A 19,035-nucleotide genomic window follows, 5' to 3' on the forward strand; every position below is an offset into this window, starting at 1 on the left:
TTGTCCGGGTTACTGTGGTCCGCGTCCGACCACCACCGGAGCTCACCAGCAGAGATGCTGCTCCGGCGACTTCTGAGGAGAGCTCCCATCGCCATGCCCCTGATCCGCAGGACAGCTTTGTCCGCTGCCGCCGCTTCTCTTGCCCTGACCTTGGCCGCTTGCTCGTCCGGGGACGACGCGGAGCACCCCAACCCTGACGATGCTCAGTCTCAAGGGGCTTCGCAGGAGACCGATGAGGCCGCAGGTTCGAAGGGCGAATCCGGATCCGCCGAGGCGGCCGGCCTCGACCCGAATGATCTTCCCGATCCCGTCGCCTCCCAAGAGATTCCCGCTGTTGTCGAGGGTGATGACGAAGCCACGATGACCGTCGATCTGTTCCCGCTGAAGCGACAGGGAGAGACGGTGGTGGCGCAGTTCGCGTTCACCGTGAACTCGGAGAAGACCGACGAGGACGACGACGGCAGCGATCTCTACAACTACCTGGGCGGGAGCTGGACCCCGTTCCTCGTCGACTCCCAGAACCTGCGCAAGCACAAGGTTCTCGAGTACACCGTCGATCGCGCACAGACTGCCTACCAGGGGACGAAGTTCAAGCCCGGTCAGACTCATTACGCCTTCGCCGTCTTCGCGGCTCCGCCGCCAGACGTCAAAGAGGTCGAGGTCTCCGTCGTCGACGGAATGAACCTGGCTACCGGAGTGAAGATTTCGTGAAACCTGCAGTTGCCGGTTCCGCAGCGGTGATGCTTGCCGCCGGCCTTGTCATTGCGAGCCCACCGGTATCTGCATTCGCAGACTCCGTGACGTCGCAGGATGTCGCGAATCGAGATACCCCGACTCCGGACGACTTCACCGACCCCGATCAAACTCGGATCGACGAGAGCATCGCCGAACTCGATCCGGGGATCCATGACCTGGACAAAGGCATCGAAGACGTCGAAACGACCAAGGCCAACGGTGGCGACACCGTGGTCACCCTCGACACCGATATCCTCTTCGACTTCGACTCGTCCGAACTGAGTGACTCAGCGAAGAAGAAGATCACTGACCTCGTCAAGGATCTGCCGACCGATTCCGAGATCACCGTCGGAGGGCATACGGATTCCAAGGGCGAGGACGACTACAACAAGAAGCTCTCCGAAGACCGCGCGAAGGCCGTCGCCGAGGTGCTCACCGCAGAGAATTCGGACCTCGACGTGAAAGCAAAGGGCTTCGGCGAGTCCGAGCCCGTCGAGTCGAATGAGAAGAACGGCGAGGATGACCCCGAGGGTCGAGCGAAGAACCGTCGCGTCGAAATCCGCTACGAAGACTGAGCCTGATCTTGGGCTGTTCGGGAAGAGCGGCTGAGACCATTGACGAACCTGACAGCACTGCATAGCGTCTCTTTCAATAGATGGTCATACATAAGGCAACTTCGGTGACGTCGGCCCTGATCCGGCGGCGAAGCAGCCGGTTCGGGGACCAACGGAGGGCAACCGATTGAAGACAGTCATCATCGGAGGCGGCGTGGTCGGGCTGACCAGCGCCTACGAATTGGCGCTGAGCGGACACGACGTCACAGTCATCGAGGCTGCCCGTTGCGGGGCGGGCGCATCCCACGGAAATGCCGCAAAGATCGCCATCGCCGAGAGCACGCCGGTGCCTGCCCCGGGTGTGCTGCTTCAGGGCATACGCTGGATGCTCAAACCCGACAGCCCATTATCGATCAAGCCGTCCCTTGCCCCCGGCTATCTCAATTTCCTGTTGCGGATGGCCAGGCACTGCAACACACGTGACTTCGAAGCCGGACTCGACCTCCACCTGCGCCTCGGCGAGGATGCGAACGATCTCTTCGATGAGTACCAGGCTCAAGGCATCGACTTCGAGATGCACGACCGCGGTGTGCTGCTGGCTTTCGAGACTCGGGAACGCTTCGACGAGCACTGTGCGAGCCTGCCCGCTTTCGAGGCCGCAGGCCACTGGCCGCGGCGACTGCATGATGACGAAGTCCGCGAAGCCGAACCGGCTCTCAGCGATCGCATCCGCCACGGTCTGTCCTTCTCCGCTGACCGACAGATCGAACCCGATTCTCTGACAGCGGGCCTCCTCGCGAAACTTTCCGATCTCGGTGTAGTGGTACGCGAAGACACTCGTGTCGGACGCTTTATCCGCTCCGGCGACGCTGTGACCGCAGTTGTCACCGTAGATGCCGAGGTCATCAAGGCCGATGCTCTTGTCATCTCCGCCGGTGTCCCGTCCGGCGTGTTGGCCGGGCAACTCGGGCAGAAGATCCCCATCTACTCGGGCAAGGGCTACAGCATCGACTACTCACCCGCTCCGATCCGACTGCGCACATCTCTGACCCTCGAAGATGTTCGCGTCGCCGTCACTCCGCTGAACGGCATGCTCAGGCTCGCGGGCACGATGGAGTTCGGCAGCACGGACGACGACGTCAACGAAGTCCGCGTCGGTGCGATCCGCCGCGCGGCTCAGGAAGCATTCCGTGATTGGGGCGACGGTCAGGGAGAACTGGCTCCATGGGCTGGGTCGCGCCCCATGACTCCTGACGGCCTTCCCGTCATCGGGCGCCTTGACTCCGTGAAGAACGCCTACATCAACTCCGGACATTCGATGCTCGGTCTGACATTGGCACCGGGATCTGCTCGGCTGCTATCCGGACTCATGACTGGTGGAAGCTCGACGCTGCCCGGTGAGCAGCTCGCTCGTGTGTCCCCGAATCGTTTCTGAACGATTTACGTCAACGCCGCACGGACCCGAACGGACGAGGATGGGCTCATGACCACACAGCAAGTCGCCGGCAGCGAAGTCGTGGGCTGAGACCCGAGCAGAGGCGAGGGAACGTGAAGAACAGACAGCTCATCCAGGCCGTCGATGTTCACGCGGCCGGCGAACCCGGCCGCGTGCTCATCGGCTCGGGACTGCGGGTCAAAGGTGCCACGATGGCCGAGAAGCTCCGATACTGCGAAGAGCACCTCGACGACTTCCGGAACCTCATCCTCCACGAACCCCGCGGCTATCCCGGCCTGTGCTCGCCGATCGTCGTGCCTGCGACGGATCCGAGCTGCGATTTCGGAATGATCGTGATGGAGCAGGGCGGGTTCAAGCCGATGTCTGGGTCGAACCTCATCTGCACCGTCACGGCGCTGATCGAGACCGGGTCCGTCGATGTCAGCGAACCGGTCACCGAGCTGCGGGTCGACACCGCCGCCGGTATCGTCACGGTCCGCGCCGAGGTGGAGGCCGGCCGAGCGCAATCGGTGACCTTCGACAACGTTCCGGCTTTCGTCCATGGACTCGACCTTCCTCTCGACGTGCCCGGATACGGGACGATCCCCGTCGACATCGTCTTCGGCGGTCAGTTCTACGTGCAGACCACGGCGGACAACCTCGGCGTGGATCTGGATCCGGGCAACGCCAAGGAGATCATCCGGGCGGCCAGCGTGATGCGGCAGGCGGCGAACGAGACCTTCGCAGTGAGGCATCCCCTCGTCTCCGAAATCGATTCGATCGGTCTTCCGATGATCCACGGGCCGGCGCGAACCGCGGGCACCGATGGACGCAATGCGGTCGTCCTGCCCAACAGCATCGTCGACCTCGACGATCCGAGCACGTGGACCGGGACTCTCGACCGCTCTCCCTGCGGCACCGGGACGAGTGGTCGAGTGGCGGCCAAGCACGCTCGCGGCGAACTGCCCGTCGGCCAGCGGTTCGTCCACGAATCGATGATGGGGACGACCTTCACCGCCGTGGTGAAGGAAGAGACCGAGATCTGCGGACTGCCGGCCGTGATCCCCTCGATCACCGGGCGCGGATGGATCACCGGATTCCAGCACCTCGTCCTCGAGCCCGACGATCCGTTCCCGATCGGCTTCACCGTCGGTGACATCTGGAGCGGCGGCACGAGCGCTGCGGAACCGGCAGATGAGAACTGAGAACCCGCAGACGAGAACCGAGGAACGGACAAGGATCCGCAGGGCCGGTGACCGATCGAACGATAGTCTGCTGGGTAAGGGCAGTGGTCGACGCCGACACGATCGACCGCACATGAGGAGCACACAATGACGAATGAACCCGACCGAATCTCTTTCGATGACCTTGTCTCGCCATCGAAGCGAAGCTCGTGGCCGCCGGCGCTTCGCCTTCGGTGGCCGAAGTGCTGGCGACCAATTGCGCCACCTGTGAGCGCGACGCACTCTCAGCCACGGTGTCTTCCGGGCGGCCGGATACCTCGATTCATTGACTCGAGGCTGGGCAGATGGGGCAGCAGAAGCGAGCATCGACGTCGTCGGCCCCTCCTATATCCGCATCGACGGTCACAACGGTTTCGCCCAACCCGCACTCGCCGAGGCGCACCCGGCGATCGATCAAGTGCTGGACGACACCGGTGTCGCCGTCATCGCCCTGCGCAGCACCCATCACTTCAGTGCCCTGTGGCCCGACCTCGAAGCATTTGCTCGCGATGGTCGTGTGGCGATGGGAATGATCGCCAGCGGCAAGCTCGCCGTCGTCCCCGAGGGGGCGACGCGCCCCGTCTTCAGTACGAATCCGTTCGGCTTCGCCACACCTGTGGCTGACGCGGATCCCATTGTCTTCGACTTCTCCACGTCATCGATGTCCCACGGTGACCTGCAGCTGCTGCGGGCCGAAGGTCGGGAGGTTCCGGTCGGGACCGGAGTCGACTCGACCGGCGCGGACACCACGGATCCGAACGCCATCCTCGACGGCGGGGGTATCCGTCCCATCGGCGGGCACAAAGGTGCGCTGCTGTCATTCATGATCGAAACGCTGGCGGCGGGGCTGACCGGCGGAGCCTTCACCTACGAGATCGATGCAGAGGCCCCCGAGGGCGCCCACACCTTCCGCACCGGCCAGCTTTTCATCGTCATCGACCCCGAACGCGGCGGCAACGACGCCTACCTGGGCCGAGTTCGCGCATTCGTCGATATGCTGCGCGATGCAGGGATGGACCGACAGCCCGGTGATCGTCGCTACGCCAACCGCGCCGAGGCGGCCGAACGGGGAATCCCCATCACCGACACGATCCGTTCCCTCTTCGACTGACTCACAGGTCGACTGGCCGAAGCCAGCCCAGTCCTCAGCCGGACATCCTCCACCACAGCAGCGCGATGTGCAGCGCCGTGCGTGACTCCGCATCGTCAAGCGAGACGCCGAGGCGGTCCTGCAGACGCGTGATCCGTGCGTAGAGCGCGGGCCGGGACAGGTGCCCGGCCCGCGCCATCGCCGACTTGTTCCCGCCGTGGGAGAGGTAGAGCTCGAGGAAATCGAGCAGTTCCTCGTCCGCGGAATCCCTGGGCGAACGCAGATCTCCATCCCGGCGACCGCCACCACCGCTCGTTTCGCCGAGCAGCGGCCCGAGCTCTCCCTCGGCGAAGGCGCGGAGCCGCGAGTCCTCGGCCAGCAGAGACAGCAGCCCGCGAATGCGCACGTCCGAGGAGCGGTAGAACGAACGCTCACGCACGTCGAGTGTCGACGCGACCTCGGCGACATGAGACGCCGATTCGAGACCGGCGACAGCGCGAAGCAGGGAGGTGCTGCTCCGGCCGACCCCGACCACCCAGCTCGCTGAGAGTCCCTCGAGCTCGGCGAGAAGGCGGGTGAGACGGACATCGGCCTCCTCGGTGCGGCGCGGGCTCGCCTGCACGCTCCCCGCCGCATCGGATTCGGCGCTCGCCGATGAGGTCCGACGGTGCTGCGGGCGTCGGCTCTTCTCCCGACCGGGTGCCAAGACGAAGCCGAAGGCACCCGACTGCAGGCTCGTCATGAGCAGGCACAGATTCAAACGTGAGGCCGCAGCGGCGATCTCCTGCGTCAGTCCTCGCTCCTGCAGCTGAACTCGAGTCGGATCGGTGTCGGACTCCCGGTCAATGCGGACGACGACCGGAGTGAGTTCGACCCCGTCGGCGGGAGTGAAACCCAGAGAACGAGAGCGCTCCAGCGCCGACCGTTCGTCGAGACCTTCTGAATCCGTGATCTCGCGGATCAGCCCGCTTTGGGCCTGCAGCAGCAGATCCTGTTCATCGCGATCGGCCATTCGAGTCAGCGTCAGGGCCTCACCGGCACGTTCGATGACCTGATCGAGATCGGCGACGGACTCGGCGGCCCCGGGCACGACGAGCCGTCCCCATCTCCGGGAACGCAGGCCGACCGGGGTCTGCCGCCACTGTGCAGGGTCGTACTCGCCCTGTGCCGTACCCGCACCGGTGACGAGGTCGATCCACTTCTGCGCCAGAGTCTGCGAACCACGGCCGGCATGTGCGAGCACCCGATGAGACACATCCTCAAGGACCACCGCCGTGCCCAACAGCTCGGCGGTGCGGTCGACGATCGTCTGCGCCCCGGCTCGATCGAGGCTCAGCTGCGTGTAGGTCTCATGGATCTCCCTGGCGTGCTCGAGCGCGAGATCTGCTGCGCGAGCAGGCTGCGATGGGCGAGTTCGGTGATCCTGACGAACTTGACCCGGCGGGGGAGGACGATGACGGGCAGATCCCTCGCCGAGGCGGCCGCGGCCACGACCTCGCGAGCCGCCTCATCGTGGGTCGAGTCCTCATCGACGAGCTCGATGATCGTCCCGGCCGCACCCGCGCGCTCGAGCTGGTCGAGGAACTCCGTCATCGCCGCAGGGGAATGGCGGAATGCCGTGGCGGTAGTCAGCACGAGCTCCCCGCCTTCGAGGAAGCGCTCGACGTGCTCGGAGTCGGCGATGTGGACCCAGCGGATCGACCGGTCGAGGCTCGCCTCTCCGGCAAGCACCACAGGCCTCGCGGCCCTGATCTCCTCGAACTCGAGCAGAGCGGCAATGCTCAGCGATGCTCCGGCCGACTCCCGCACAGTGTCCATTGACACAGTGTAAAGCCGGAGCGGATTATTCTGACATTCTGACACTTCCCGGATCGGTGCCGCGGACAGAAGATGGACACGACCGACACTTCGACGACGCAGAAGGACTCTTCATGGCACCGCTTTCCCACTGGATCAATGGACAGGCCGTCACCGCGGACACCGACACCCGCCTCGGCGATATCACGAACCCGGCCACCGGAGCCGTCAGCGGCCAGGTGGCCCTGGAGTCGAAGGCCACCGTGGAATCGGCGATCGCCGCAGCCTCCGCAGCATTCCCCGCCTGGCGCGACACCTCTCTGTCCCGGCGGACGTCCATTCTCTTCTCCTTCCGCGAGCTGCTCAACGCCCGCAAGCAGGAGCTCGCCGAGATCATCACCGCCGAACACGGCAAGGTCCTCTCGGACGCCCTCGGCGAAGTCGCCCGCGGCCAGGAAGTCGTCGAATTCGCTTGCGGCATCGCCGGCCACCTCAAGGGCGGCCATACGGCGAACGCCTCGACGAAGCTCGATGTCCACTCACTGCGCCAGCCGCTCGGCGTCGCCGCGATCATCTCACCCTTCAACTTCCCGGCCATGGTTCCGATGTGGTTCTTCCCCGTGGCCATCGCCTCAGGAAACACCGTCGTGCTCAAGCCCTCGGAGAAGGACCCATCGGCCGCGAACTGGCTCGCCGGGCTGTGGAAGGAAGCCGGTCTGCCCGACGGCGTGTTCAACGTCGTCCACGGTGACAAGGAAGCCGTCGACACGATCCTCGACAGCCCCGACGTCGCCTCGGTGTCCTTCGTCGGGTCGACCCCGATCGCGAAGTACGTCTATGAGAACGGCACCGCCGCCGGCAAGCGCGTCCAGGCGCTCGGCGGAGCGAAGAACCATATGCTCGTCCTGCCCGACGCGGACCTCGACCTCGCCGCCGACGCCGCCGTCAACGCCGGTTACGGTGCCGCAGGTGAACGCTGCATGGCGATCTCCGTCGTCGTCGCCGTCGACTCCATCGCCGACGAGCTCGTGGCGAAGATCGCCGAGCGCACCACCACCCTGCGCGTGGGTGACGGGGCCACCGAGCCCGATATGGGACCGCTCGTCACCGCCGCCCATCGCGACAAGGTCGCAGGCTACATCGATGCCGGCGCCGAGGCGGGGGCGACAGTCGTTCTCGACGGTCGAGAGAACACCCCGACCGACGGGTTCTTCCTCAACCCGACGCTGTTCGACGACGTGACCACCGACATGTCGATCTACACCGACGAGATCTTCGGACCAGTGCTCTGCGTCGTCCGCGTTCCCGGCTATGACGAGGGACTCGACCTCATCAACGCCAACCCGTACGGCAACGGCACCGCGATCTTCACCAACGACGGAGGAGCGGCCCGCCGGTACGAGAACGAAGTCGAGGTCGGCATGGTCGGCATCAACGTCCCGATCCCCGTGCCCGTGGGCTACTACTCCTTCGGCGGGTGGAAGAACTCGCTGTTCGGCGACACCCACGCCTACGGCGACGAAGGAGTCCACTTCTTCACCCGCGGCAAGGTCGTGACCTCACGCTGGCTCGATCCCAGCCACGGCGGACTCAACCTCGGATTCCCGACCAACGACTGACCAGACCACCACGGACGTCCGCCCCGACCAGGGGGCGGGCGTTACGACGAACCACCTCGGCGAAGGAGCAGCCATGACCACCACCGCGGATTCCCCGCTCACCGAATCGTCCCTCGGCGCTGACCGTACGGGTGCCGATCGGATCGGCCCCGACCTTATCGAGGCCGGGCGCCGTGCCCACGAACTCGATCGCGCGCACGTCTTCCACTCCTGGCAGGCGCAGGGGCCGTTCGACCCGATGACGATCGTCGACGCCGCCGGACCCTACGTCTGGGACGGTGAGGGCCGAAAGCTGCTCGACATGTCATCGCAGCTGGTCAACACGAATATCGGCCACCAGCACCCTGCCGTCGTTGCCGCCATCCAAGAGCAGGCCGGCAAGCTGTGCACGATCGCGCCGCAGCACGTCAACGATGCCCGCTCCGAGGCGGCACGACTTATCGCCGAACGCACCCCGGGCGACCTCGACCACGTGTTCTTCACGAACGGGGGAGCCGACGCGAATGAGCACGCGATCCGGATGGCCCGGCTGCACACCGGCCGGACGAAGGTGCTGTCGGCCTATCGCAGCTACCACGGCGGCACGCAGCTGGCCGTCAATGTCACCGGCGACCCACGCAGATTCGCCAATGACTACTCCGCCGAGGGCATCGTCCACTTCATGCCCGCCTACCCGTATCGGTCGTACTTCAACTCGACGTCCGAGGCCGAGGAGACGCAGCGGGCACTGGCCCACCTCGAGGACATGATCACCCTCGAAGGGCCCGGAAACATCGCGGCGCTCTTCCTCGAAACCGTGCCGGGCACCGCGGGGATCTACGCCCCGCCGGCCGGCTACCTCGCCGGCGTGCGCGAGCTGACGGCGAAGTACGGGATCGTCTTCATCGCCGACGAGGTGATGGCCGGATTCGGTCGCACCGGTCGCTGGTTCGCCCTCGACCACTGGGACGTCACCCCGGACCTCATCACCTTCGCCAAAGGCGTGAACTCCGGATACGTCCCGCTCGGCGGGGTCGCCATCTCCGAGGCGATCTTCGAGACCTTCCGCGACCGGGCCTACCCGGGCGGACTGACCTACTCGGGACACCCGCTCGCCTGCGCGGCAGCGGTCGCGACGATCACCGCGATGGAGGACGAGAGGATGATCGCCAATGCGGACCGCCTCGGCGAGGACATCATCGGTCCGGCCCTGCGGGAGATCGCTGAGCGTCACCCCTCGGTCGGAGATGTGCGCGGACTGGGCTGCTTCTGGGCGGTCGAGCTCGTGAAGGATCGGACGACGAAGGAGCCGCTGGCGGCCTACGGCGGCAGCTCACCGGAGATGAACGAGGTCATCGCCGCGCTCAAGGCCGAAGGCGTGCTGCCGTTCGCGAACTTCAACCGCATCCACGTCGTGCCGCCGCTCAACACCCCGGATGAGGACGTCAAGTTCGGGCTCGCGGCGCTGGACCGGGCACTCGAGGTCGCGGATCGGTACGTCGCGGAGTAGATTCGTCAGGCGTGACCGAGGCGTCGCCTCGGCGATGTGCTGCCGCGGATTCCGCGGATGATCGCGGGACATGGGGCGCCGCCTCGGCGAGGGACCGCTGTATTTGGGCCCCGTTCGGAAAGTGAGAGGAATTGCACTCTCATCCGGACGGAGCCCGTTTGCGCACATCAAAAGTGAACAAAAGGTGAATGAGGTGGAGTAGGGTCGAACTGCGGGTGAAGAGCAGTTGAATCTGTGGGTAGACTTCTGCGGGATAGTGATGGCTGGCCGTCAGCTGCATCATCCACGGTCCGAATAGTGTCTACACCCAAGGTCGATTAGTGGAAATCATCTTCGTCGTCGTGCTCGTCATCGCACTGGCGCTGTTCTTCGACTTCACCAACGGCTTTCACGATACGGCCAATGCCATGGCCACCCCGATCGCGACCGGAGCCATCAAACCGAAGACCGCGGTCACGCTCGCTGCGATCCTCAACCTCGTCGGCGCCTTCCTCTCCACCGAGGTGGCCAAGACCATCTCGGGCGGCATCATCAAAGAAGGCGGCGGGGGAGTCCAGATCAGCCCCTCGTTCATCCTCGCCGGCCTCATCGGCGCCATCATCTGGAACATGGCGACGTGGCGCTTCGGCCTTCCGTCGTCGTCGTCCCACGCACTCTTCGGCGGCCTCATCGGTGCGGCCATCGTCGGTGCCGGGTTCAGCTCCGTCGACTACGGAGTGTTCCTGTCCAAGGTCGTCATCCCGGCCCTGGCGGCTCCGCTCATCGCTGGCTTCAGCGCCTATCTGTGCACCCGCATCGCCTACGCGATCACCCGGCGCAACGAAGAGGGCAAGACCGCTCGTCGTGCGCCGTTCAAGTACGGACAGATCTTCTCGTCCTCGCTGGTCGCGCTCGCCCACGGTACGAACGACGCGCAGAAGACGATGGGCGTCATCACCCTCGTCCTCGTCTCCGCGAACCTGCAGGAGCACGGCACCGGCCCGCACCTCTGGGTGATCACCGCATGTGCTCTGGCCATCGCGCTGGGCACCTACGTCGGCGGTTGGCGCATCATTGACACCCTCGGCACGAAGCTGACGACGGTCAAGCCCGCACAGGGCCTGTCGGCTGAGACCTCGACTGCGGCGGCCATCCTCGCCTCCTCACACCTCGGCTTCGCTCTGTCGACGACTCAGGTCGCCTCCGGTTCCGTGCTCGGATCGGGGCTCGGCCGCAAGGGCGCCGACGTCCAGTGGTCGACGGCCGGACGGATCGCCTCCGGTTGGCTGCTGACGATTCCAGCCGCCGCGATCGTCGGCGGTGTCGCCGCCGGTATCGCTCACCTGGGAACGGTCGGCGTCGTCGTCGACACGATCGTCGCCGTCATCGTGGTGCTGTGGATCTACCTCAGCTCCCGCCGGGTCGAGGAGACGGACATCTCGAACTTCGACACCGTCGGCGAAGCCGTCAACATCCGCGGCCGCAAGCGCAAGCTGCGCAAGGACCGCAACCGCAAACGCGCTCAGGAGAAGCGGGAGGCCCGGTACGAGGCCTGGGCAGAGAAGCAGGCGGCCAAAGAGAAGCGCCGGGCTCATCGTCACGCCAAGAAGAACGGGGCCGTGCCTGCCGATGCGGGGAGTGCCTCGAACACCGGAGCCGATGCGGGCCGTTCAGATGCGAGCGATAGGGGAGACGCGAAATGATCGAGTGGAGTTCGTTTGCCATCGTTGCGGCCGCCACATGGATCTCGGCCATCATCGTCATCACTCTGTTCTCCGTCGGTGTGAGGATGCGCGCCGCGCACCTCGACCGCATCGACGAGGGCCGCAGCAGCTCGGCGCTGCCGGTCGGCTACTGGACGGTCTTCGGAATCTGCGGAGCAGTCGTGCTGCTCGGCGTCTACCTCATCGTTCCGGCGCTCCACGGCGCCTGACCGCACCTAGCCCGGTGAGCATCCCTCACCGTTTGCGTCATAACGCACCGCTGGAATGCCATCGGTCACCTCTAGCCGCAACTCCTACAGCTGCACCGAGGCGTTTTGACGCTGCGACGGTGTTCTGCGACGACAGCGGGGGTGTGCGACGCGCGTGAGGGCCGCGTGGCGCGCTTGCTGGGCGGCATGCGGTTTCGTCCTAAACTCGTCCTGTGAGAACTCCGCCGCGCACCCCTCGATATTACGCCGATCTGCAGAAGGAGATCGCCAAAGCCGATCGTCGGCGCATCGACCAATGGCATGCAGCGATGCGGCGCGATGGACGTGTCGTTCTGCGGACGAACCTTGTTAAGACATTTGCCCTCGCTCTCGGCAGTTGGCTGTTCGTCGGAGCCCTCTTCCTTACATTCACCGTCACTCCGGGCTCGACCTGGAACCCAACGTCCTCTGGATTCGGCGGGTGGCCGGTCTTCTTCCTTTTAGTGGTCTTCGCCATTGGTTTGGTCCTCTTCGGCTTCGGAGCGGTGTTGTGGACTTTCGTCTTTCCCTTTGTGCGACCACAGTTGGTCGTCTCGCGGTGGGGGGTGGAGTCCTCACGGTGGAAACCGGGCGGACGCATCAGGCAGTTCGCAACGCCGTGGTCAGGCGTCGTCGACGTCGGAGGCGAGTTCCACTGGAGGAAGTATCCGCTTCCGGATGCACTGTTCGTGACGATCTCTGCCCGCGGGGCGACCGTTCATCAGAATGCGCTGATCAGCAACGTCAGGAAGCCGGAAATGGTCACCTACCGCGTATTAAGGGAGCTCAAAGCGCGGCCGCGAGATGTGTTGGTATTTCTCCGTGAGGTGCACGTGGCACAGACGCCGCATTACTGAAGCGACCCGCCAACCTCCACAGAATACGACAATCCCCCAACCGCCTCGTTGGCGGTTGGGGGATTGTCGATGAGCGGACGACTCAGGCCGTCGGCAACTCAGTCGAACTGCTCAATCAAGCGAGACTCAGCCGAACTACTCAGGCGAGGCCGAGGCGCTCGCGAAGGTTCTCGACCTCGGCGCGGAGTTCGGCCGGAACCGAATCGCCGAGCTCGCGTACCATTCCTCGATGAGGCCGAGTTCGGTCTCCCACTCTTCGGGCTTGATGGCGAGAGCCTTGCGCAGCTGCTCGTCGGTGAAGTCGAGCCCCTCGGTGTCCAGGCCGCCTTCGACCGGGGTGAGGCCGAGCGGGGATTCCTGAGCATCGGCGGTGCCGGTGACGCGCTCGAAGACCCACTTGAGAACGCGGGAGTTCTCGGAGAATCCGGGCCACAGGAAGGAGTTGTCGTCGTCGCGGCGGAACCAGTTGACGTAGAAGATCTTCGGCAGCTGGGCACCCTCGGTGTTGCCGATGTCGATCCAGTGCTGCAGGTAGTCACCGACGTTGTAGCCGATGAACGGGCGCATCGCCATGGGATCGCGGCGGACGACGCCGACGGCACCGGTGGCAGCAGCGGTGGTCTCCGAGGAGAGCACCGAGCCCATGAACACGCCGTGGGTCCAGTCCTTGGTCTCGGTGACCAGAGGCATCGTGGTCTTGCGGCGACCGCCGAAGAGGATGGCCGAGATCGGCACACCGTTCGGGTTGGTCCACTCGGGAGCCAGGGTCGGCACGTTCGCGATCGGGGTGCAGAAACGCGAGTTCGGGTGAGCGGCGGGGGTGTCGGACTCGGGAGTCCAGGCGTTGCCCCTCCAGTCGGTGAGGTGAGCAGGCGCCTCGTCGGTCTTGCCTTCCCACCACACGTCACCGTCGTCGGTCAGAGCGACGTTGGTGAAGATGTTGCCGCCGGCCTCGATGGCGCGCATCGCGGTCGGGTTCGTCGTGTAACCGGTGCCCGGGGCGACGCCGAAGAGACCGAACTCGGGGTTGACGGCGTAGAGCTGGCCGTCCTCGCCGAAGCGCATCCACGCGATGTCATCACCGAGGGTCTCGGCCTTCCAACCGGGGATGGTGGGTTCGATCATGGCGAGGTTGGTCTTGCCGCAGGCAGAGGGGAACGCGCGGCGACGTACTTGACGACGCCTTCCGGGCTCGTCAGCTTGAGGATGAGCATGTGCTCGGCCAGCCAGCCTTCGTCGCGGGCGATCGCCGAGGCGATGCGCAGCGCGTAGCACTTCTTGCCCAGCAGCGCGTTGCCGCCGTAGCCGGAACCGTACGACCAGATGGCGCGTTCTTCGGGGAAGTGGGTGATGTACTTGGTGGTGTTGCAGGGCCAGGCGACGTCTTCCTGTCCCTCTTCCAGCGGGGCGCCGACCGAGTGGACGCACTCGACGAACTTCGCGTCCTGTGCGTCGATCGCATCGAGAGCGTACTTGCCCGAGCGAGCCATGACGAGCATGGAGAGCACGACGTAGGCCGAATCGGTGACCTCGATGCCGAACATCGGCTGGTCCGCCTCGGCGTGGCCCATGACGAAGGGGATGACGTACATGGTGCGTCCGCGCATCGCGCCCTCGAACAGCGGGTTGAGGGTTTCCTTCATCTCCGCGGGAGCCACCCAGTTGTTGAGCGGACCGGCATCCTTCTCGTCCTCGGAGCAGATGTAGGTCCGGCCCTCGACACGGGCGACGTCCTCGGGGTCGGAGGCCGCGTAGTAGGAGTCCTTGGTGCCGTTGACACGCTGGATGGTGCCGGCCTCGACGAGCTTCTCAGCGATCTCGTTCTTCTGTGCTTCGGAACCATCGATCCAGACGATGTCGTCCGGGGTGGTCAGGGCGGCGATCCGGCTGACGAACGAGAGCACCGACTTGTTTTCGGTCGGTGCGTTCTTCAGCTGGTCAGCGACGACATCATGGTCGAGGACAGTCATGAGTGGTCTCCTGGTCAATCGAGAATGGGGTTAGGTGTCCGGCGGCTGGCGTCCGTCGAGCGGTTGGTACACATCCACCGTAGGATGGGGGCGGAAGCGAAAAACGCGCGTTTCGGTCACTCGAAGATGTGCATTGGATCACAGCCGGGCACTGTTTGACGTGAATGAAACAAACGTATGACGTGTTGTTTCATTACATTGACTGATTGTTTCTCCGATGATTGTCGGCTGAAATCTGCGATTTCATCCCCTTTCGCCGAGGCGGTTCTGACCGTGAGTGCGAATGTGGCGAAGCGCACGTGGATGCGATTTGAGCTTCGGTGAAACGGGTGTGTATAGTTGTTCGAGTTGCAGGGCGTGAGTCCGAGCGACATGCGCCACTAGCTCAACGGATAGAGCATCTGACTACGGATCAGAAGGTTGGGGGTTCGAATCCCTCGTGGCGCACCGAAGGAAAGTCCCTCACCAGGCAGGATCGCCGGTGAGGGACTTTTTCGTATGCCTGGAGTCGGCCGATCTGGGGTTGATGAGGGTTATAGGCCAAAAAGTGTGTACAGGATGGCTCGCCTGCCCAGCAGAGAGCAGGGCAGGGTCGGGTTGAACATGACTATTGATCCGAAAGTTGGGTTCTGTTGAGTTCTGCGATGAGAAAGGCCCGTCGTCACCGTGAGGAGCTCGGCGAGGTCATCGAGGTCTTCGCCGACCGCCCGGGGCCGAAGACCGTGACGGCATTCGTCCTCGGCTGGGTGCTCTTCACCGGTCTGACGTTCATCAACCCGGGGGAGACGCTCGTCCTCGCGATTGCTCCGGGCATCATCTTCGCAGTGATGTTCGCTGTGATTCTTCTCTATCTCTCGGGTGAGCGGCTCATCGTCTGTGAACGCGGGTTCCTCGTCGGCTCCGTTGCTCCGGGCATTCGTCCCTACGTCATCCCCTTTCAGGAGATCACCCCCGGCAGCATTGCCGGGGTCACCGGGGCGAACAGGTATCTCAAAGAGGTCGGACTGCAGGGGCAGATAGCGCAGTCGACTCTGCGGGCATCGTGGTGGACGAAGAACGGTGTCCACTTCGTTGCCTGTTCGGCCGAGGACGCCCGGCGCGGGCGCAGGCGATTCACGCTGGCGCTCGACCCGCTCCCGCGGTCGATCGACGCTCGGTGGATCTGGTTTGCGGGAACGGGGAAGGAGCCTCCGCAGCACGCGCTCGAGGCCATCGCTCGAACCGCCTCTGCGACGGGGCACACACAGCTGGCGCAGGCGGCACTTGACCGCGGAGTCGTCGAACTGACGGGCAACCCCGAGGATGCTGCCAGCCAGCTGCCCGGCCACCCGCCCGTCCGTCGAGGCGGGGTCAGGTAGCCGGACAGCCTGCGGCGACGATGGGCGGCTGCGATTCGGCGGAAACGGAGGCAGCCGCCGGGCGAAACGAAGGCCGGAGTGACCTCAGTCTTTGACGGCGAGGACCGGGACAGGGGAATCGAGGAGCAGCCTCTGACTCACCGAGCCGATGAGCATCTTGCCGACCCGGGACCGGCGACGCATCCCGATGACGAGGCGGTCGACATCCGAGCGCTCCTCGAGTTCGTCGAGGACCGCCTCGGCGGGATCGCGATCGCCGCGTCCCTTGCGGGCGACGACGGAGTAGCTGATTCCGCTCTCGTCGAGCGCGGAGGTGTCGAACGACGCGGCGATGCCGAGGGGCACGATGACGAGATCGGTGTCGAAGAGCTTGGCTTCGGCGATGGCAGCGGTGACCGCAGCTGCACCTTCCGCGCGGTCAGTGACGGCGACGAGGATCGACATGATGGGCTCCTTCACGGGAGAAGTTGAACGATGACGCTGATACGGACGGTGAGTGTGGTGCGGGAGGGAACGGACTCGTCACGTCACTCACCGTACTTCGTGCGGAACTCAGCTTCGAGGTCCTCGAGGGTCTTGTTCCGGGTCTCGGGGACGAAGAAGTAGATGAACAGCAGCGCCAGCACGCCGAGCCCGGCGAAGAGGAAGAACGTGTTCGCAATGCCGAGGCCGCTGACCACGCTCGGGAAGAACTGAGCGACTGCGGCATTGGCCAGCCAGAGGGCGAAGACGCAGATGCCCATCGCGAACGAGCGGATCTTCAGCGGGAAGATCTCGGCGAGCATGAGCCACACGAGCGGTCCGAGCGTTCCCTGCATCGAGAAGACGAAGAGGACTACGAACACGAGGATCGCGTAGGCCTTGAAGGTGCCCTCGGGCAGGAACACTGCGGAGAGGCCGATGAGCAGGTGGAACGAGCTGGTGAGGACGAATCCGCCGAGCAGCATGAAGCGCCGTGGCAGACGGTTGATGAGCATGATGCCGACGGTGACGCCGAGGACGGAGAAGAGTCCGTTGAAGGTGTTCGCGACGATCGCGGCATCAGCGGAGAAGCCGGCATCGGTGAGCAGCTGAGTGCCGTAGTACATCACCGAGTTGATTCCGGTCAGCTGTTGGGCGACTCCGAGGCCGACGCCGATGAGGACGAGCCGAAGGACCCATTTCGACGCCAGATCGGAGACACCGCCGGTTTTGGCGACTTCTTCCTGCTCGGCCAGCAGCTCGACCTCTCTCATCTCGGCTTCCGCGCGTTCGTCGGAGCGGACCTGCTTGAGGACTTCGAGCGCCTGGCCGTCGCGGTTCTTCGAGATCAGCCAGCGGGGGCTCTCGGGCAGGAAGATCATGCCCACGAGCAGCGCGATCGCCGGCAGCACCGCAACGGCGAGCATATATCGCCACACGCCGTCGTGCTCGCCCCAGACGTTGAAGATGATCGCATTGATGACGAATGCCGCGAACTGGCCGACGACGATCATCACCTCATTGCGGGTGACGAGCGAGCCGCGCTTCTCGAACGGGGCGAGTTCGGCGAGATAGACCGGCACCGTCGTCGAAGCCGCACCGACGGCGAGTCCGAGGAACAATCGGGCCCCGGCCAGGAACTGCCAGTTCGGCGCCAGGGAGCACGCCAGAGTGCCGACGATGAAGAAGCAGGCGAGCAGGATGATGTTCGAGCGTCGTCCGAAGGCGTCGGAGAGCCGCCCGCCGACGACTGCGCCGAAGGCGGCACCGATGGTGAGGAAGCTGACGACGAGGCCCTCCGTCCGCGGGGTCAGCCCGAAGTCGTGCGTCAGCGGTTCGAGGGCGCCGTTGACGACTCCGGTGTCGTAGCCGAACAGCAGGCCGCCGAATGTGGCGACGACGGCGATGATGCCCAGACGTGAGGTGTGTGGACCCTTGGTGTCGGGCGGAAGATCCACCAGCGATTTCACTTGACCGCTCATGGCTTTCACTCTCCTTTGAATGATTCTCAATCGGTGCGACGCTGCCGCTGAAATGCGGCGCGACGGGGCAGCCGAACCACCTGGCGGCGGTGCGGTTGAGGATGGCTATTCAGTAGTGGTGCAGGTGGTGCGCTCAGGCTGGGTTCTCAGCCGCTCCGACCTCCCTGTTCGCTGATGAGTTCGTCGATCCGCTTCTTCTGGAAGCGGCTGACGGCCTCGTTGTTCTCGTTCTCGGCGAAGACGTTGGACACGATGAGGCTGTCCTCACGGTCGAGGAATCCCGTCCGCGCCACAGTGGCGAATAGCGCGTCGAAGTCGACGTCGCCGTCTCCTGCCTTGAGATGCTGGTGAACCCTCGCCGAGGTGGTCGGCGGGTTCGCGATGTACCGCAGCCCGTGTGAGGCCCGGTGATCGTAGGCATCGGAGATGTAGACCGCGCGGAGGCGCTCGCCGAGTTCGTCGGCGAGGGTCTCGAGGCAGTCACCGTAGTGGAAGGTGTGCGGGGCGACGTAGACGAAGCCGATGGAGTCGGAGTCGAGTCCGCGCAGGACCCGCCATGCCTCGTGGCCGTCTTCGACGAAGTCGTCGGGATGTGGGTCGAAGTTCAGCCGCAGCCCTTCCTTTTCGATGATCGGCAGCAGTTCGTCCATCGACCGGTAGAACGATTCCTCCGAGTCTTCGAATGCTTCCGGGCGGCCGCTGAACTCGGTGTTGATGGTGTCCACACCGAGGTCGACGGCGATCTCGATGATGCGGCGGAAGTTCTTCACCGCTGCCACGCGTTTGGCTTCGTCGGGCCAGGAGATCCGCTGCACCGGCAGCAGGGCGGGCACTGTGATGCCTGCAGCGTCGACGGCTCGGGCGAATCGGCGGATGAGGTCGCGGTCCATCTTCGGGTAGCGGAAGTGGGTGGCGAAATCCGGGTGCGGTGTCAGCTGCAGGTGTTCGAACCCGAGCTCCGCCGTGGCGGCGGGGAAGTCGAGCAGTCGGTGCGTGTGATGCAGCGGGGTGGGATCGTAGGCGATCTTCATCGGT

General features: G+C 64.7%; 15 protein-coding genes, 1 tRNA gene and 2 pseudogenes. 12 read left to right on the forward strand and 6 right to left on the reverse strand.

All coding sequences use genetic code 11. The features are described from left to right. Positions 1 to 93 precede the first annotated feature (93 nt). The 5 genes and pseudogenes from AC2W7L_RS05080 to AC2W7L_RS05100 form a co-directional block, all read left to right on the forward strand. On the forward strand, positions 94 to 711 hold the full coding sequence (locus AC2W7L_RS05080) for a hypothetical protein (RefSeq protein ID WP_486003535.1): 618 nt from the start codon (positions 94 to 96) through the stop codon (positions 709 to 711). After that, positions 708 to 1,310: an OmpA family protein gene (locus AC2W7L_RS05085; RefSeq protein WP_486003536.1), complete on the forward strand. Its 603-nt coding sequence runs from the start codon at positions 708 to 710 to the stop codon at positions 1,308 to 1,310. Before AC2W7L_RS05080 ends, AC2W7L_RS05085 begins: the two co-directional genes overlap by 4 nt. Before the next feature lie 166 nt (positions 1,311 to 1,476). Beyond that, positions 1,477 to 2,724: an FAD-dependent oxidoreductase gene (locus AC2W7L_RS05090; protein ID WP_486003537.1), complete on the forward strand. Its 1,248-nt coding sequence runs from the start codon at positions 1,477 to 1,479 to the stop codon at positions 2,722 to 2,724. 113 nt (positions 2,725 to 2,837) lie between these two features. Continuing rightward, complete coding sequence (locus AC2W7L_RS05095) at positions 2,838 to 3,929, forward strand: proline racemase family protein (protein WP_486003538.1); 1,092 nt, start codon at positions 2,838 to 2,840, stop codon at positions 3,927 to 3,929. 274 nt (positions 3,930 to 4,203) lie between these two features. Then, a pseudogene (locus AC2W7L_RS05100) lies at positions 4,204 to 5,058 on the forward strand (Ldh family oxidoreductase); the annotation flags it as partial. Between the two features lie 34 nt (positions 5,059 to 5,092). On the opposite strand, the gene AC2W7L_RS05105 reads toward AC2W7L_RS05100, so the two are convergent. Both AC2W7L_RS05105 and AC2W7L_RS05110 read right to left on the reverse strand, forming a co-directional pair. Beyond that, positions 5,093 to 6,280: a helix-turn-helix domain-containing protein gene (locus AC2W7L_RS05105; protein WP_486003539.1), complete on the reverse strand. Its 1,188-nt coding sequence runs from the start codon at positions 6,278 to 6,280 to the stop codon at positions 5,093 to 5,095. An 89-nt stretch (positions 6,281 to 6,369) separates the two neighbouring features. Then, on the reverse strand, positions 6,370 to 6,855 hold the full coding sequence (locus AC2W7L_RS05110) for a PucR family transcriptional regulator ligand-binding domain-containing protein (RefSeq protein ID WP_486003540.1): 486 nt from the start codon (positions 6,853 to 6,855) through the stop codon (positions 6,370 to 6,372). A gap of 113 nt (positions 6,856 to 6,968) precedes the next feature. On the opposite strand from AC2W7L_RS05110, the gene AC2W7L_RS05115 reads away from it, so the two are divergent. The 5 genes from AC2W7L_RS05115 to AC2W7L_RS05135 all read left to right on the forward strand — a co-directional run bounded on the left by AC2W7L_RS05115 (position 6,969) and on the right by AC2W7L_RS05135 (position 12,729). Further along, the gene (locus AC2W7L_RS05115) at positions 6,969 to 8,453 is read left to right on the forward strand and encodes a CoA-acylating methylmalonate-semialdehyde dehydrogenase (protein WP_486003541.1); all 1,485 of its coding nucleotides are present in this window, start codon (positions 6,969 to 6,971) and stop codon (positions 8,451 to 8,453) included. A 73-nt stretch (positions 8,454 to 8,526) separates the two neighbouring features. Further along, positions 8,527 to 9,942: an aminotransferase class III-fold pyridoxal phosphate-dependent enzyme gene (locus AC2W7L_RS05120; protein WP_486003542.1), complete on the forward strand. Its 1,416-nt coding sequence runs from the start codon at positions 8,527 to 8,529 to the stop codon at positions 9,940 to 9,942. 320 nt (positions 9,943 to 10,262) lie between these two features. Continuing rightward, positions 10,263 to 11,624, forward strand: a complete 1,362-nt coding sequence (locus AC2W7L_RS05125) for an anion permease (RefSeq protein WP_486003543.1) — start codon at positions 10,263 to 10,265, stop codon at positions 11,622 to 11,624. Beyond that, entirely contained in the window at positions 11,621 to 11,854 is a 234-nt protein-coding gene (locus AC2W7L_RS05130; RefSeq protein WP_486003544.1) for a hypothetical protein, read from the forward strand. The genes AC2W7L_RS05125 and AC2W7L_RS05130 overlap by 4 nt, the downstream gene beginning before the upstream one ends. A 212-nt stretch (positions 11,855 to 12,066) precedes the next feature. After that, the gene (locus AC2W7L_RS05135) at positions 12,067 to 12,729 is read left to right on the forward strand and encodes a hypothetical protein (protein WP_486003545.1); all 663 of its coding nucleotides are present in this window, start codon (positions 12,067 to 12,069) and stop codon (positions 12,727 to 12,729) included. A 139-nt stretch (positions 12,730 to 12,868) separates the two neighbouring features. Here AC2W7L_RS05135 and AC2W7L_RS05140 read toward each other — a convergent pair. Next, positions 12,869 to 14,699 (reverse strand): annotated as a pseudogene (locus AC2W7L_RS05140) (phosphoenolpyruvate carboxykinase (GTP)). 374 nt (positions 14,700 to 15,073) lie between these two features. On the opposite strand from AC2W7L_RS05140, the gene AC2W7L_RS05145 reads away from it, so the two are divergent. Continuing rightward, positions 15,074 to 15,146, forward strand: a tRNA-Arg gene (locus AC2W7L_RS05145). A gap of 197 nt (positions 15,147 to 15,343) precedes the next feature. Further along, positions 15,344 to 16,057 carry a hypothetical protein gene (locus AC2W7L_RS05150; RefSeq protein ID WP_486003546.1) on the forward strand — a complete coding sequence of 238 codons (714 nt, stop codon included), beginning with the start codon at positions 15,344 to 15,346 and terminating at the stop codon, positions 16,055 to 16,057. An 84-nt stretch (positions 16,058 to 16,141) separates the two neighbouring features. Here AC2W7L_RS05150 and AC2W7L_RS05155 read toward each other — a convergent pair whose 3' ends face one another. The 3 genes from AC2W7L_RS05155 to AC2W7L_RS05165 all read right to left on the reverse strand — a co-directional run bounded on the left by AC2W7L_RS05155 (position 16,142) and on the right by AC2W7L_RS05165 (position 19,031). Beyond that, positions 16,142 to 16,516 carry a universal stress protein gene (locus AC2W7L_RS05155; protein ID WP_486003547.1) on the reverse strand — a complete coding sequence of 125 codons (375 nt, stop codon included), beginning with the start codon at positions 16,514 to 16,516 and terminating at the stop codon, positions 16,142 to 16,144. A gap of 68 nt (positions 16,517 to 16,584) precedes the next feature. Then, a complete protein-coding gene (locus AC2W7L_RS05160) occupies positions 16,585 to 18,000 on the reverse strand; it encodes a sugar porter family MFS transporter (protein WP_486003548.1) in 1,416 nt (471 codons plus the stop codon). A 146-nt stretch (positions 18,001 to 18,146) separates the two neighbouring features. Next, positions 18,147 to 19,031, reverse strand: coding sequence for a sugar phosphate isomerase/epimerase family protein (locus AC2W7L_RS05165; RefSeq protein ID WP_486003549.1), 885 nt, complete (start codon positions 19,029 to 19,031; stop codon positions 18,147 to 18,149). Positions 19,032 to 19,035 lie beyond the last annotated feature (4 nt).

This window comes from Brevibacterium sp. LAARM3_SD1 (assembly GCF_057364765.1).